Below are 13,775 nucleotides of genomic sequence, written 5' to 3' on the forward strand. Positions count from 1 at the left end.
ATAAGCGCAAGCAGCTATAAATAATGCAGCTGGTCAATTCCATCCATCAACCCAGGCAAAAATCCTGTGGCCACAAAAAGTAGGGGCCAAAGCGGGACTTGGCGACAAACTCCACGCCGACTTGTTCACCCTTGGGGCTCACGGTGTACTTTTCACCGTCGAACAGCAAGAAGCCTTGTTCGGTGGCTCGATCCAGAAACTGCGCCGTCTTCAAACCCAGCTTTTGCCCGATCTTGGAAGAGGTCAGTTTGTCTTCTGCATGGGCACTGTCCGCCGCCTTGTCATCTTCCCGGATGGTCGCCTCGGGTGCGCTGGTGACACGCTCCAGCGAAATGCGTACTTCATCACTGATGCGGATGATGCGCTGTGCCTCTTCATAGGCATCTTTGTAGAGCTGGCTGTCTTCGCTGCGCTGGATCAGGATGCCCATCTCGTTGTTGTTGACCTGGCTGAACTCATACAGATTCAGGCTGGTGATGATGCACAGTTCTTCATTCATGTAGCACTTGGCATGCAGGTTTTTGCAGAAGCTGGTGCGGATGTAGGTCAGGCCGCGCAGCCATTCAATCTCTTGCGGCTGCAATTCGCTTTTGCCGTAGACGATGCGCACGTCGATCTTCAGCCGGTTTTTGTCGGCCAGCAACTCTTTCATGCGGTCGTTGAGCTTGAGGAAGGGGCTGATCAGGATCAGGCGGTCTGATGCGCCTTTGATCAACTCTTCGAGGTGGTAGTTGGTGCCGGTGGTGGTTAGGAATTTGGCCATTTGATTGAGTTTCCCCTTATCGTCATGCTTTTTATCATCTATTAATTTTAAATTACCACCAAAATAATCCTATGGGTAAGTCGCTTAGACAGTAAGAGTCTGTTTCGTTGTTTTTGATAACTTTAATTTTGGCAAACAACATGGTGCCAAATTACTGTCGCAGAGTAACTGCTTATTCGAGGCCTTTGTATAGATTGACGGTGGAACCTTTCCTTTTGGATAAAGTTTTTTATTTTGAATATATGGAAAGGATCGAGCGTCACCTGTGCATACAAGCTTGCAACCAGAAATTCCAATCAGGGCAACAATGTGGGGATCATCAAAGTCATCGTCCGTGATTTGCTTCTTCAGCCATGCCTCCTGTTTGTCAACTTTTCGCATGTCAATCTCAACAACTTTTCCACATTGCCTAAGTAACTGATAGGCTTTCACAAACCATTGAACTTTGACTAGTATTTCATTATTAAAGGTGGTTCCACCTACAATAATCTTACCATTCCCATCTTTAATCCAGTCAAGCACTGGTTTAAATTCTGAATGTTTCTTGTCAGTAGTCTTAAAGACCTTCGAAAGGGTATTTGTGTCGATGATAATGCACATTATCGAATAGCTAAAAGTTGAAGTTCTTCTTTTAGGAAAAAATCTTTAAATTTTTGTGGTAAATTTTCTGGATAACTACCATCTGGTCTAATTCTAATTGGTTCAGCATGGTTTGAATTATTTTCTTTTTGACTAAAAAAAATAACTTGTGCTTGACTGGCTACCTTTCGGCGCATCCCATTCATTCGAAGACGGTATCGATCAATTAAGAAATCACTATGAGTTTCAACGAATAGAGAGTGATCCCGATCTTTAACCATTTCAAAGAAAAAATCGCCAAAGGCTGCTTGAGCTCTGGGATGTAAGTGAACTTCAGGCTGTTGAATAATAAACGAGTCAAAATTTGAAGAAGAAGCAATTTCTAACAAGATTGGCAATGATTGTGATACGCCATATCCTAAATTTGATACGCGATGATTGGCTCCACCAAATCGGACTTCTATTTCGAAAGGTGATGATGGGCTATTGCCATATTCACGCACTCCAATGGTTTCGAATAAGTGAGATTTTTCGCCAAATATGGGTATAACGTCAAGTAATTTTTTTGTTAGTTGTGCTTGTGCTTTGCTGCCAAATGCTCTCCGAATTATGGTTGGTATATGCTCTCCCTTGGGTGAGTAAGATGCTTTATTTTTTGTGTTGATTACCTGAGCCTCTGCTCTAATTGGAGCGATCCATGTTGAGTTTACAAACAGAGCTGGATTAATTCTGGTTTTTACTAGTGGATCCTTCTCGCCGCTTCTTATGCCCTTAAGTGCCAATATGTTTAACGCTGTGATGAGTGGTGATGGCAATGGTAGTTCTTTGTATTCATAAGTACCAGATTCAACAGATTCTCCTTGCATTTTTGATGTGTCATTATCTAGTAAATCTGATATGGTTGAAATGGGGGCTTTTCTATCTTCCAATTTTGCTCTATATACTTTATATTGCAAAAGTGTTTTTTTCAAAATTACTTGTATTAGGTATCCGTTTGAGATGTAGGCTAGTGATTGAATTCCTGCAATACCGTCATCATTGAAGAATTGAAAAGCCAATGAATCAATGATTCCTTTTTTTGTTAAATTGTAGTTCAATCTAAAGTATCCAATGGATAATTTTCCATTTGGATTTCGTGCAGATATAGCATCGTCATATGCTGAAAAGTCACAGTATTCAGAAGCAAGCTCTTGATTGAAATAAAAGTTTGGACTCGAAAGTATTTCGAGCAATGCCAGCACACTACTTTTACCCGTACTGTTTTCACCGACAAAAAAATTTGTCTTTGTGAATGGAATGATTGCGCGGTCAAAGCCACGAAAGTTTTTTACTGCTAATCCTGGCATTTTTTACCTTATTTGCTTGTCATTAAACATTGGCTTGGCTCGTTGAACGTGATCCACCCGATCCGCGACAAAGAACCTCTGAAGCTCAAAGCGGAAGTTCTGACCCGTCAGCACATTCGCCAGTGACGATTTCATAATCTCGGTGGCAACCTTCAGACTATAAAGGTTCAAGCGCTCTCTCCAAATCAAGCAGCCTCCGCAATTGACTCAAGCCCCGCCACCCAAAGCCCAAACCGGGGGCATTCAGTCCTCATTCGACTCAACCCAATCTCCAAAGCCGCCAGGTTCCCCAAAAACGGCTTCTGATACCCCGGAACGAGCTTTTCGACGCGCTTGGACGGCGCTGTATGTGGAGAATCATTGATTTCCTCGGGCGTAGCAAACTGATCCCGTATTTTTTGAAACTCACCACCCAGCTCTTTTCGGCCAATGCCCTCGGCAAACGATGCACAGTCGCTGAACAGCAGGGCTTCAAATTCATGCATGACCACATAGGGGATGAAGCGCAGCTCTTGTTTGGCCACGCCCAGGTGCTGGGCAAGGTCTTCCAGGGCGGCATCTTGCACGGTGCGGGCTTTGTCGTCGTGGGCGCATTCGTTGGCAGCGGCGCGACCAGGCCATGCTTTTTGACCGGTTTGGGGCAGCGCGTAGTAGTCAACCATGGTGGTTGAATGGCAGCCTTTGTCATGCATGAGGTGGCGAGCAATGTCGTCTCTGACCGCTGGCCAGGGTTTCACGCCGCCCCGTTTCTCCCGCAGTCTGGCGTTGCCCATCAGTTTGGCCGAAACGGAATGGGTCATGGTTGCCGAAATTTGCCTGATTTGCTACAAAGAGTCTACGTTCAAGCGGCCAGCAATTCCCCAAACGGCAACTTCGATAGAGAAAGCTTATTCAGGTCCGCACGCTCACTGGCATGCTGCACGTCAATGCCGACCAGTGCGCCATTGGCATCAAAGTCAAGCACCACGCCGTCGTTCACCTCATCAGAGTCCACTGAGGCCCGATCAGCCAAGTGGATGTAGAGCGAGTCAGTTGCCTTGTCGTAAGAAATTTTCATGGTGTAAACCTCCGGTCTGGAAACGCATTGTGCACGGTTGTGCCATCTTCAAGGGTGACCACACGCAGATGGCGGCCAAGCTCTTCAATCCACACCCAGTGCCGGATGCGGCCATCGTCATCCTGGACTTCGCGCTGCACCGGTCTGGCTAATGCCAATTCCAACCACTCTGCCTTGATGTAAGGCCGCTTGATCATGACATCGTTGCGAAAGTAGTTGGTGGTTTCCATGGCCTTATTTCCCCCACCCATCCCGCAACCCCACCGCCAAATTAAACACCGGCTTGGCCCCTTGCACGTGGTCAATACGATCCGCCACAAAGTACCCATGCCGCTCAAACTGGAAGTTCTGCCCCGGCAGCGCATTCGCCAGTGACGGCTCAACAATCGCCGAGACCACCTTCAAGCTGTTCGGGTTCAGACTTTCCAAGAAGTCTTTGCCGCCCGCATCCGGTTGCGCGTCGCTGAACAGGCGGTCGTACAGGCGCACCTCGGCGTTCACGCCGTCTGCCACGCCAACCCAGGTGATGGCGGCTTTGACCTTGACGGTTTCGCTGCCTGGGGTGCCGCTCTTGGTGTCGGGCACCACGGTGGCATGCACTTCGGTGATGACACCGTTTGCATCCTTGGTACAGCCGGTGCACTCAATGACGTAGCCGCCTTTGAGGCGCACTTTGTTGCCGGGGAAGAGGCGCTTGTAGCCCTTGGGCGGCACTTCTTCAAAATCTTCGCGGTCGATCCAGACCTCTTTGCCGATGGTGAAGTGGCGCGCGGGTGGTGGCTCAGTGCCTTCCGGCGGGTGCGGCAGGGCAGGCTGGCTGCAGGGTTCCAGGTGGCCGGCGCCCATCACCTCGTCCCAATTCGTCAGCACCAGCTTCACCGGGTTCAGCACGGCCATGCCGCGGTGGGCCTTGAGTTCCAGATCTTCGCGCAGGCAGCCTTCCAGTGTGGAATAGTCGATCCAGCTGTCGCTCTTTGTCACGCCGATGCGTTCGGCAAACAGTTGCAACGCTGCAGGGGTGTAGCCGCGGCGGCGCAGGCCGACGATGGTTGGCATGCGCGGGTCGTCCCAGCCACTTACCTTATGGTCGTACACCAGTTGCGCCAGCTTGCGTTTGCTGGTTATCACATAGGTGAGGTTCAGTCGGGCAAACTCGTATTGCTTGGGCGGCGGGCTGGCCAGCAGGCCGCCTTCGATCAAGCGCGTCATCAGCCAGTCGTAAAACGGGCGCTGGTCTTCAAATTCGAGCGTGCAGATGCTGTGGGTGATCTGCTCCAGCGCGTCTTCGATCGGGTGCGCATAGGTGTACATCGGGTAGATGCACCATTTGTCGCCGGTGTTGTGGTGCGTGGCGCGGCGGATGCGGTAGATGGCCGGGTCGCGCATGTTGATGTTGGGGCTGGCCATGTCGATTTTGGCGCGCAGCACCATGGCACCGTCTTCATACAGCCCATCGCGCATTTGCCTGAAACGCGCCAGATTGTCGGCAGGGGTGCGGCTGCGGAAAGGGCTGTCGATGCCGGGCTTGCCAAAGTCGCCCCGGTTCACGCGCATTTGCTCGGCCGTTTGCTCGTCCACATAGGCGTGGCCGGCTTCGATCAGGTACTCGGCGGCGCGGTACATGAAGTCGAAGTAGTCGCTGGCCTGGTAGGGCGCGGCATTGGGGGCGCCGTTCCAGTCAAAGCCGAGCCATTTCACCGAGTCGATGATGCTGTTGACGTACTCGGTGTCTTCTTTTTCGGGGTTGGTGTCGTCAAAGCGCAGGTGGCACACGCCGCCATAGTCGCGTGCCAGGCCAAAGTTCAGGCAGATGCTTTTGGCGTGGCCAACGTGCAGGTAGCCATTGGGTTCGGGTGGAAAGCGGGTGCGGATTTTGGCGGGGTCGGGCTGGCCGGCCGCATGGTGCGCCGCATCGCCCGGGCTGCCACCCCAACAGCGGCTGGCATAGGTGCCATTGGCCAGGTCGGATTCAATGATCTGGCGCAAAAAATTGCTGGGTTTGACGACGTCGGCGGCCACTGCGCTGGCAACTGGCTTGTTGGGTGTGTTTGCGGGGTGACTCATGCGCCTGATTTTAGGCGCATGAGTACCAACTATCTGGCGGAGCAGGGGGATTCGAACCCCCGGGGGATTTAACTCCCCGCACGCTTTCCAGGCTGGTACGCTACTTTCATTTACGACGGCGGATAGCCCATGCGGGTGTGTCGCAAGTGTGAACGCGCGTACGTGTGACGGGCTCGGCTGCCGGGCTGCGGGTCTTGCGAGAGCGATCGTTGTCCGAATGGCCCCAAGCGCTAGCGAGCGGTTCAGGGTGACGGTATACCTGCAGCTTCATCGGCCCGAGGTGCCCCCGAAGCGCATTCGAATCGTTCAGGAAAATTTTCTGGCAAAATGTCAGAAATATACATATACTTCTGACAAAAAGAGCATACCCATGAGCATCCTGACCACATCCATCATCTCTGCCGCTAAGGCTCTACCTGAGGGCGGCCTGCTCTCGCCCAAAGAATTCCTGCACCTGGCCAGCCGCGCGGCGGTAGACCAAACGTTTTCCCGCCTCGCCAGGGAGGGACAACTCATGCGCGTTGGGCGTGGTGCTTACACACACCCGGTTGCCGGGCGTTTTGGCATTCGCCCCCCCTCCACAGAGACAGTAATTGAAGCTATCGAGTCCGCCTGTGGCGAAGTGGTGGTGAGTCACGGTGCTGCCGAGGCCAACGCTTTGGGCTTGACAACTCAGGTGCCGACCCGCGAGGTATTCCTTACCTCTGGACCTGCACGGAAGTTGCATCTGGGCAAGCGGATGATCGAGCTCAAGCACGGTCAGCGCTGGCAGCTGGCATTGGGCAAGCGGCCTGCGGGGCGCGTCATCAGGGCGCTGTCATGGCTGGGGCCAGAACAGGCGGCGGCCTCATTGAAGCTGCTTGGCAACCAGATTCCGGCTGAAGAGTGGCAAGCCCTGCGTGCGTCACGGTCAATACTTCCTGGATGGATGGCACGGGCCGTCAGCGAAGTGATGGACCATGCCTGAGTCCTGGTTCAAGCTCAGCCGCAGCGATCAGGGTGAGGCGCTCGAAGTGGCCGCCAGCAAAATTGGCAGACCTGGGCATTTGTTGGAAAAGGACATCTGGGTGGTGTGGACTCTGGACACACTTTATCGATCACCGCTGGGTGCGGCATTGACCTTCAAGGGTGGCACATCGCTTTCGAAAGCCTACAAACTGATTGACCGCTTCTCCGAAGACATCGACCTCACCTACGACATCCTGGCGCTGGTACCCGATCTTTTGCGGGATGGAAACCCCATCCCGCTAACAGCCAGCCAGGAAAAGAAGGTCAGCTCGGCCGTTCGTACTCGCCTGCCTGAGTGGATCGCCGAGACGGTGGTCCCGGTTTTGCAGAATGGATTGAGGCAGACAGGCCAGAATGCCGAGTTGACGATGTCTGGCGAAGCACAGGACAAATTGGTGCTGACCTACCCGGCGATCAAGACCGGCACCGGGTATGCGGCGGCGAATGTGTTGCTTGAATTTGGCGCACGCGCAACGGGGGAACCCCACCAGATCCAGAAGATCGGCTGCGACATTGCAGAGGTGATCAGCGAAGTAGCGTTTCCCAGCGCTACTCCCCGTGTGATGAAGGCTGAGCGTACCTTCTGGGAAAAGGCCACGGCGGCGCACGTCTACTGTCTGCAGGGGCGTTTGCGTGGCCAGCGCTATTCACGCCACTGGTACGATCTGGCTGCGTTTGCCCAGTCGCCGCTGCTGGCCCGAGCGGCGCAAGACCGTGTCTTGGCCAACCAGGTTGCCGAGCACAAGACCATGTTCTTTTCGGAAAAAGATGCAGCAGGCAAGAGGATCGATTACTTCAAGGCGACATCTGGCGCTTTGCAATTGATTCCACAAGGCGCGTCGCGGACCGCGCTGGCAGATGACTATCACGCGATGCTCGAAGACGGTCTTCTGCCGGTCAATCAGCCTGACTTTGACAGCTTGCTTGAAGTCTGTGCGGCCATTGAGGCAATGGCGAACAAGCCCGCATGAATCAATGCGAGAGATCGAAGGCAAAGTGCACGGTGAACAATGGGCAACTGATGCACCAACGAGCAAGCCCACTGACGGATAAAGCCACTTGATGAAAAAAAATCCCTCGTAACTCATTAAATTACAAGGGATTTTCTAAACTATCTGGCGGAGCAGGGGGGATTCGAACCCCCGGGGGATTTAACTCCCCGCACGCTTTCCAGGCGTGTGACTTAAACCACTCATCCACCGCTCCAGAGCTGCGCATTCTACCTGCCCGAGCCGCGGCTTTCATTCGACGCAGGGCATCAGCCATAAAAAAAGGAAGCAAACCGGCTGGCTTGCTTCCTTGGCAGGCTGACACCACAAGGCGTCAGCACCGGGTTTGCTTTTGGCTTAGCGGATCACAGCCAGGGTTTCCAGTTTGCCGCCGCGAACGGTCTTCAGCGTCAAGGCACCGTTTTTGATGTCGCCTTTTTCATCAAAAGAGACGGGGCCGGATACGCCCTTGAAATCGGCCGTTGCCGCCATGATGGGGAGGTATTTTGCAGGATCAGCCGAGTCAGCCTTGACCATGGCGGCCACCATGACGTTCACCGCGTCATAGACATAAGGAGCATAGAGCTTGACGTCGGTGTTGAACTTGGCCTGGTACTTGACCTTGAACTCGTCCATGCCCACCTTGGCTTCGCCATCGACGCCACCGGCTTCAGCACAATAGACCTGGTTGTCGGCAATGGCGTCGCCACCAAGCTTGACCAGTTCGGTGGGGCAGATGCCGTCGCCGCCCATGAACTTGGGTTTCATGGCCAGAGCCTTCATTTGTTTCATCATCGGGCCGGCCACCGCGTCCATGCCGCCGAAGAACACCACATCGGGTTTCTTGGCCTTGATGGTGGTCAGGATGGAGGTGAAGTCAGTTGCCTTGTCGGTGGTGAACTCTTTGGCGACCACTTTGCCGCCGGCAGCTTCAACTGCTTTGGCAAACTCTTCGGCAACGCCCTGGCCGTAGGCGGTACGGTCGTCGATCACGGCAATGGATTTGCCCTTGAGCGTCGCAACAGCGTATTTGCCCAGCGTGCCGCCCAATTGGGTGTCGTCAGCCACCATACGGAAAGTGGTCTTGAAGCCTTGACGGGTGTATTTTGGATTGGTCGAAGAGGGCGAGATTTGGGGAATGCCCGCGTCGCTGTAAATCTTGGAGGCAGGAATGGTGGTGCCTGAGTTCAGGTGGCCGACCACGCCAGCAACCTTGGCATCGACCAGTTTTTGCGCAACAGCAGTGCCTTGCTTGGGATCAGCGGCATCGTCTTCAGCCAGCAGTTCGAAAGTGACCTTTTGACCACCCAGCATGACACCTTTGGCATTGAGCTCGTCAATGGCCATGCGGGCGCCGTTTTCGTTGTCTTTGCCCAGGTGGGCGATGGCGCCGCTGGTAGGACCAACGTGACCAATCTTGACAACATTGCCAGCGGGTGCTGGTGCGGGTGCAGGCGCGGCAGCAGGAGCCGGTGCGGCTTCTTCTTTTTTGCCACAAGCCACCAGCAAAGTTGCGGCAGCGATCAGGGTCAGGGTACTTTTAATGCGCATAAAAACTCCAGTTAAAAAGAAAAGTTGTAGAAGTAAATTCTAGCGGTGCACGATAGCTTACTTTGAGGGGCTGCACCATAGGGAAGTTACTCATTTGGTGCATATATTTCAGTTTTTTGCAGGCACTTGGGCGGATTCGGATCGGTTTTGGGGCGCCAATGCGTCACGCACGGCTTGCCTTGCCAGCGACGCCATATCACTTTGCGTCCGCCCAGTGAATTCTCGCAATTGTTGTGCCAGCGTTGTGCGCCGGTGTGCTCAAGACGCAGCCTTGGCTTGAAAGTCGTGGCTGCTCAAATGGCATCCCGAACCGGCGTAATGCTTCCAGCGGCCGCGCGCCTGGCGTTTGTCGTTGGCATCTTCGCTGACGATTTCAATGACGCGGGCAAACTGCTCAAAACCAGCGGGAACCTCTGAACCCAGGTTCAGCAAGATGGTTTGTGCGGCGTTGGCGGGCAGGCTTGGGGTCAGCACGATGGGGCTGTTGTCAAGCACCTGCGAAGGAGCGTCCTGAAAGCAGTGGGGCACAAAATCAGTGCTGGAAAAAGCCCAAAGCTGCCGGTCGAGCTGGTCCAGTGTGTCCACATCGGCTGTCACCAATATTTGCGCAGCGCTGGCGGCTGCTTTGCGCAACAGGCGGCACGCGTACAGCAGCCGGTCAGGCGTGTGGGTATGAAACTCAACGTTGGTCACTGGCATCATGCGGCGCTGGCTTGAAAGGACAGCACATAGTGCAACAGCAAGCCCACCGGACGGCCCGTGGCGCCCTTGGCGCCCTTGGCGCTGCCGCTTTTCCAGCCGGTGCCGGCAATGTCCAGATGCCCCCACGGATATTTGCTGGCAAAGCGTTGCAGAAATTTGGCCGCGGTGATCGAACCCCCGGGGCGGCCCGCCACGTTGGCGACATCGGCAAAGCTGGTTTTCAGGCCTTCGGCGTAATCGTCATCGAGCGGCATGGGCCAGCACAGGTCTTGCGACGACTCGCTGGCTTTGGCGATTGCCGCCATCATGGCGTCATCGGCCGAGAAAAAGCCGCTGCGCACGCCGCCCAGCGCAATCACGCAGGCACCGGTGAGCGTGGCAATGTCGAGCACGGCCAGCGGCTTGAAGCGCTCGGCATAGGTCAGGGCATCGCACAGCACCAGCCGGCCCTCGGCGTCGGTGTTGAGGATTTCGATGGTCTGGCCGCTCATGCTGGTGATCACGTCGCCCGGCTTCACGGCGCGGCTGCTGGGCAGGTTTTCGCAAGACGGAATCAGGCCGATGACATTGATGGCGGGTTGCAGTTCGGCCAGCGCCTTGAACACGCCCAGCACGCTGGCGGCACCGCACATGTCGTACTTCATTTCATCCATCTCTGCGGCGGGCTTGATGGAAATGCCGCCGCTGTCAAAGGTGATGCCTTTGCCAACCAGCACCACCGGCGGCTGATTCTTGCCAGCGCCCTTGTAGTGCAGTTCAATGAATTTGAGGGGCTCGGCAGAACCTTGCGCCACCGCCATGAAGGCCCCCATGCCCAGTTTATGGACATCCTTGAGGTTCAACACCTCGCATTTGATGCGGGGGGATTTGGCCAAGGCTTGTGCCGCACGGGCCAGATGACTGGGCGTGGCATGGTTGGCCGGGCGATTGGCCCATTCCTTGGCCAGTTCGATGCCGCGCACGGCAGCCACGGTCTGGGCAAACGGGGCGGCCAGCGCGGCGCGGTCTGGCACGCCGACCCTGACATGGCTGATGGTGCGCGCTTCGGCTTTGCTTAAAGTGGTGGCATAGACATAACTGGCTTCGGCCAGCGTGGTCATGGCCACATGGAGCGCCTGGCCGTCCGGGGCCTGGGCAAAGCACAGGGTGATGTGTTTGGGTTTGGCGGGTTTGATCAGGGCGATGGCCGCTTGCACGCCCTTGCGAATGTTGCCGGTCTTGGCATCACCCAGCTGCACCAATACCAGTCGGTCGCAAGCCAGCCCGGCGGGGCGGTAGATGTCGAGCAGGCTGGCGGGCTTGTCTGCCAGGTCGCCCGACTTGAGCGCCTTGCCGATCAGGGTGGACAGCGGATTTTGGCCGGGTTTAAAGCTGGCAGGCAGCAACATCAGCAAAACATTGCATTTTTCATGGCCAGCCGTTGCCAGGTCCAAAGTCAGCAGTTCAAAGTTCATAATTCAGCCTTTCAAAGTGCCGTAATGTTATTCCATTCATCCCTACGCAAAGAGCTGTCGCGCAGTTTTGGCGCGACCCTGATCGTGCTGGTCACGGTGGTCATGACCATGACCCTGATCCGCACCCTGGGAATGGCATCGCGCGGTAGTTTCAATCCGTCAGACGTGATGCTGGTGATGGGCTACATTGTGCTGGCCTACATGCCCACGCTGCTGACTCTGGGCCTGTTCATTGCCATCATTTCAACCTTGTCGCGCATGTACCGCGACAGCGAAATGGTGATCTGGTTGTCCAGCGGCCAGGGGCTGTCTGCCGTGGTTTGGCCGCTACTGCGCTTTGCCTGGCCGGTGTTTGCGGTGGTCGCCGGTTTGGCTTTGGTGATCCTGCCCTGGACCAATTTGCGCATCGAAGAGCTGAAGAACCAATATGAGCAGCGCGGTGATCTGGAGCGCGTCGAGCCCGGCCAGTTTCAGGAATCTGCCGACGGCAAGCGGGTCTTTTTTATTGACAAGGAGGTGTCGGCGGCGCAAGGCGGTGCCAATGTCTTTGTGGTCACCACCGAAGAGGGCAAGGAAACCGTGACTTCCGCGCGCAGCGGTCGCGTCGAAACGCTGCCGACCGGGCGTTTTTTGATGCTCGACAAGGGCCAGCGCCTGGAGCGCGCCAAGGATTCGGCCGAAATCAAGGTCAGCAACTTTGAACAATACGGCATCCAGATCGGCCAGGACGCCCTCGAAGTCATGAATTTTGTGCCGGTGAACACCCGCACCACTGCCGCATTGCTGGACAACCCGTCGCCCGCTCATTGGGCCGAATTGTCGTGGCGGCTGGGCCTGATTCTGATCTCGTTCAACTTTGTGCTCATTGCGGTTTCGGTGTCAAGCGTGAACCCGCGCGTGGCCCGAAGCACCAATCTGGTGTTTGCCTTGTTTACCTTCGTCTTTTATTACAACCTGCTCGGACTGGGCCAAAACATGATTGCCACCGGCAAGTTCAGCTTTGTCCAATTGATGCTGGGCCTGCACGGCAGCGTTTTTGTGCTGGCCCTGCTGATGCTCGCGAAACACCATCTCAACCTGCAATGGCGCGAGCTGTTCAGCCTGTCGCGCTGGCGCTCCAAGGTGGCTGCCGCATGAGAACCATTCGCCGGCTGATCTATGGCGAAGTGCTTGTGGCGGTGGCTTTTGTCACGCTGGGGTTCTTGTCGCTGTTTTTCTTTTTTGATCTGGTCGAAGAAATCCAGGCGGTAGGGCGGCACACCGCCACCGGCTACAACCTGGCGCACGCGCTTGTCTATGTGGCCCTGCTCATTCCCAGCCACCTTTATGAACTCACCCCGATTGCCGTCCTGATCGGCACTATTTTTGTCATGGCGCGGCTGGCCCAGAGCTCTGAATTCACAATTCTGCGCACCAGCGGGCTTGATCCGTGGCGCGCGCTGCGGGCGTTGCTGATCCTGGGGCTGGGTTTTGTCATGCTGACCTTTGCGCTCGGAGACTACCTGTCGCCGGTGGCCGACCGCGCCGCCCAGTTGCTCAAGGCCCGCTACACCGGGCGCATCACGGTGGGCCAGACTGGCGCCTGGCTCAAGGAAAAACAGGCTGATGGCCAGTATGCTGTCAATGTGGGTGAACTGGCATCCGATGGCGTGATGCACGACATCCGTGTTTTCGAATTTGACAACCGGGGCTCCTTGCAGTCGGTCACGCAAGCCCAATCGGCCTCGGCGTCTGACGACGAAAGCTGGCAGTTGCAGCAGGTCAGGCGCACCGAGTTCCCGGTCGAGGGTGCCGCCACAGCCCGCATCGATCATCTGCAGTGGGACTCGTTGCGCTGGCCCAATCGCCTCAGCGCAGAAATGGTGTCGGCCGCCCTGCTCAAACCCGAGCGCATGCGCGCCCTTGATTTGTTTCAGTACATCCAGCATTTGCAGAGCAACGCCCAAGACGCGCAGCGCTACGAAATCGAATTCTGGCGCAAGGTTTTTTACCCCTTGAGTTGCCTGGTCATGGTGGTGCTGGCCTTGCCGTTTGCCTATTTGCATTTCCGCTCCGGCAGCATCACCACCTATGTGTTCGGCGGTGTGCTGGCGGGCATCAGTTTCTTTTTGCTCAACAACGTTTTTGGCTACATCGGCACGCTGCAAAATTGGCAACCCTGGCTGGCTGCCGCCTTGCCGGGCCTGATTTATACGGCGTTGTCGCTGTCGGCTTTCGGCTGGCTGGTGCTCCGGCGATGAGGCGCAGCCGTTTGACGTATCA

The 13,775-nt window shown here is 55.4% G+C and carries 14 protein-coding genes and 1 tRNA gene; 4 read left to right on the plus strand and 11 right to left on the minus strand.

The window, feature by feature from the left end:
• Positions 1 to 46: 46 nt before the first annotated feature.
• The 7 genes from PHF15_RS05875 to PHF15_RS05905 form a co-directional block, all read right to left on the minus strand.
• Positions 47 to 763: a phospholipase D family protein gene (locus PHF15_RS05875; protein WP_300119679.1), complete on the minus strand. Its 717-nt coding sequence runs from the start codon at positions 761 to 763 to the stop codon at positions 47 to 49.
• Positions 764 to 847: 84 nt separating this feature from the next.
• The gene (locus PHF15_RS05880) at positions 848 to 1,363 is read right to left on the minus strand and encodes a hypothetical protein (RefSeq protein ID WP_300119680.1); all 516 of its coding nucleotides are present in this window, start codon (positions 1,361 to 1,363) and stop codon (positions 848 to 850) included.
• On the minus strand, positions 1,363 to 2,688 hold the full coding sequence (locus PHF15_RS05885) for an AAA family ATPase (RefSeq protein WP_300119681.1): 1,326 nt from the start codon (positions 2,686 to 2,688) through the stop codon (positions 1,363 to 1,365). The genes PHF15_RS05880 and PHF15_RS05885 overlap by 1 nt, the downstream gene beginning before the upstream one ends.
• Before the next feature lie 185 nt (positions 2,689 to 2,873).
• Positions 2,874 to 3,488: a DUF4276 family protein gene (locus PHF15_RS05890; protein WP_300119682.1), complete on the minus strand. Its 615-nt coding sequence runs from the start codon at positions 3,486 to 3,488 to the stop codon at positions 2,874 to 2,876.
• A 41-nt stretch (positions 3,489 to 3,529) separates the two neighbouring features.
• Complete coding sequence (locus tag PHF15_RS05895) at positions 3,530 to 3,745, minus strand: DUF2283 domain-containing protein (protein ID WP_300119683.1); 216 nt, start codon at positions 3,743 to 3,745, stop codon at positions 3,530 to 3,532.
• Positions 3,742 to 3,975 (minus strand): hypothetical protein, encoded by a 234-nt coding sequence (locus tag PHF15_RS05900; protein WP_300119685.1) that lies wholly within the window; start codon positions 3,973 to 3,975, stop codon positions 3,742 to 3,744. Before PHF15_RS05900 ends, PHF15_RS05895 begins: the two co-directional genes overlap by 4 nt.
• 4 nt (positions 3,976 to 3,979) lie before the next feature.
• Positions 3,980 to 5,809, minus strand: a complete 1,830-nt coding sequence (locus tag PHF15_RS05905; protein ID WP_300119687.1) for a glutamine--tRNA ligase/YqeY domain fusion protein — start codon at positions 5,807 to 5,809, stop codon at positions 3,980 to 3,982.
• 370 nt (positions 5,810 to 6,179) lie between these two features.
• Between PHF15_RS05905 and PHF15_RS05910 the strand changes: the two genes are divergently transcribed.
• Positions 6,180 to 6,776 (plus strand): DUF6088 family protein, encoded by a 597-nt coding sequence (locus tag PHF15_RS05910; protein ID WP_300119689.1) that lies wholly within the window; start codon positions 6,180 to 6,182, stop codon positions 6,774 to 6,776.
• A complete protein-coding gene (locus PHF15_RS05915; protein WP_300119691.1) occupies positions 6,769 to 7,788 on the plus strand; it encodes a nucleotidyl transferase AbiEii/AbiGii toxin family protein in 1,020 nt (339 codons plus the stop codon). The genes PHF15_RS05910 and PHF15_RS05915 overlap by 8 nt, the downstream gene beginning before the upstream one ends.
• 145 nt (positions 7,789 to 7,933) lie before the next feature.
• Here PHF15_RS05915 and PHF15_RS05920 read toward each other — a convergent pair.
• From PHF15_RS05920 to PHF15_RS05935, 4 genes are all read right to left on the minus strand, one after another.
• A tRNA-Ser gene (locus PHF15_RS05920) sits at positions 7,934 to 8,023 on the minus strand.
• Positions 8,024 to 8,163: 140 nt separating this feature from the next.
• Entirely contained in the window at positions 8,164 to 9,357 is a 1,194-nt protein-coding gene (locus tag PHF15_RS05925; protein WP_300119693.1) for a branched-chain amino acid ABC transporter substrate-binding protein, read from the minus strand.
• 258 nt (positions 9,358 to 9,615) lie between these two features.
• Positions 9,616 to 10,059, minus strand: a complete 444-nt coding sequence (locus PHF15_RS05930; protein WP_300119695.1) for a DNA polymerase III subunit chi — start codon at positions 10,057 to 10,059, stop codon at positions 9,616 to 9,618.
• Positions 10,056 to 11,513 (minus strand): leucyl aminopeptidase, encoded by a 1,458-nt coding sequence (locus PHF15_RS05935; RefSeq protein ID WP_300119697.1) that lies wholly within the window; start codon positions 11,511 to 11,513, stop codon positions 10,056 to 10,058. Before PHF15_RS05935 ends, PHF15_RS05930 begins: the two co-directional genes overlap by 4 nt.
• A 24-nt stretch (positions 11,514 to 11,537) precedes the next feature.
• Here PHF15_RS05935 and lptF point away from each other — a divergent pair, with 24 nt between their 5' ends.
• Positions 11,538 to 12,650 (plus strand): LPS export ABC transporter permease LptF, encoded by a 1,113-nt coding sequence (lptF, locus tag PHF15_RS05940; RefSeq protein WP_300119699.1) that lies wholly within the window; start codon positions 11,538 to 11,540, stop codon positions 12,648 to 12,650.
• Entirely contained in the window at positions 12,647 to 13,753 is a 1,107-nt protein-coding gene (lptG, locus tag PHF15_RS05945; RefSeq protein WP_300119701.1) for an LPS export ABC transporter permease LptG, read from the plus strand. The genes lptF and lptG overlap by 4 nt, the downstream gene beginning before the upstream one ends.
• Positions 13,754 to 13,775: the final 22 nt, after the last annotated feature.

It is taken from the genome of Rhodoferax sp. (assembly GCF_028689295.1).
Taxonomy (GTDB): domain Bacteria; phylum Pseudomonadota; class Gammaproteobacteria; order Burkholderiales; family Burkholderiaceae_C; genus Rhodoferax.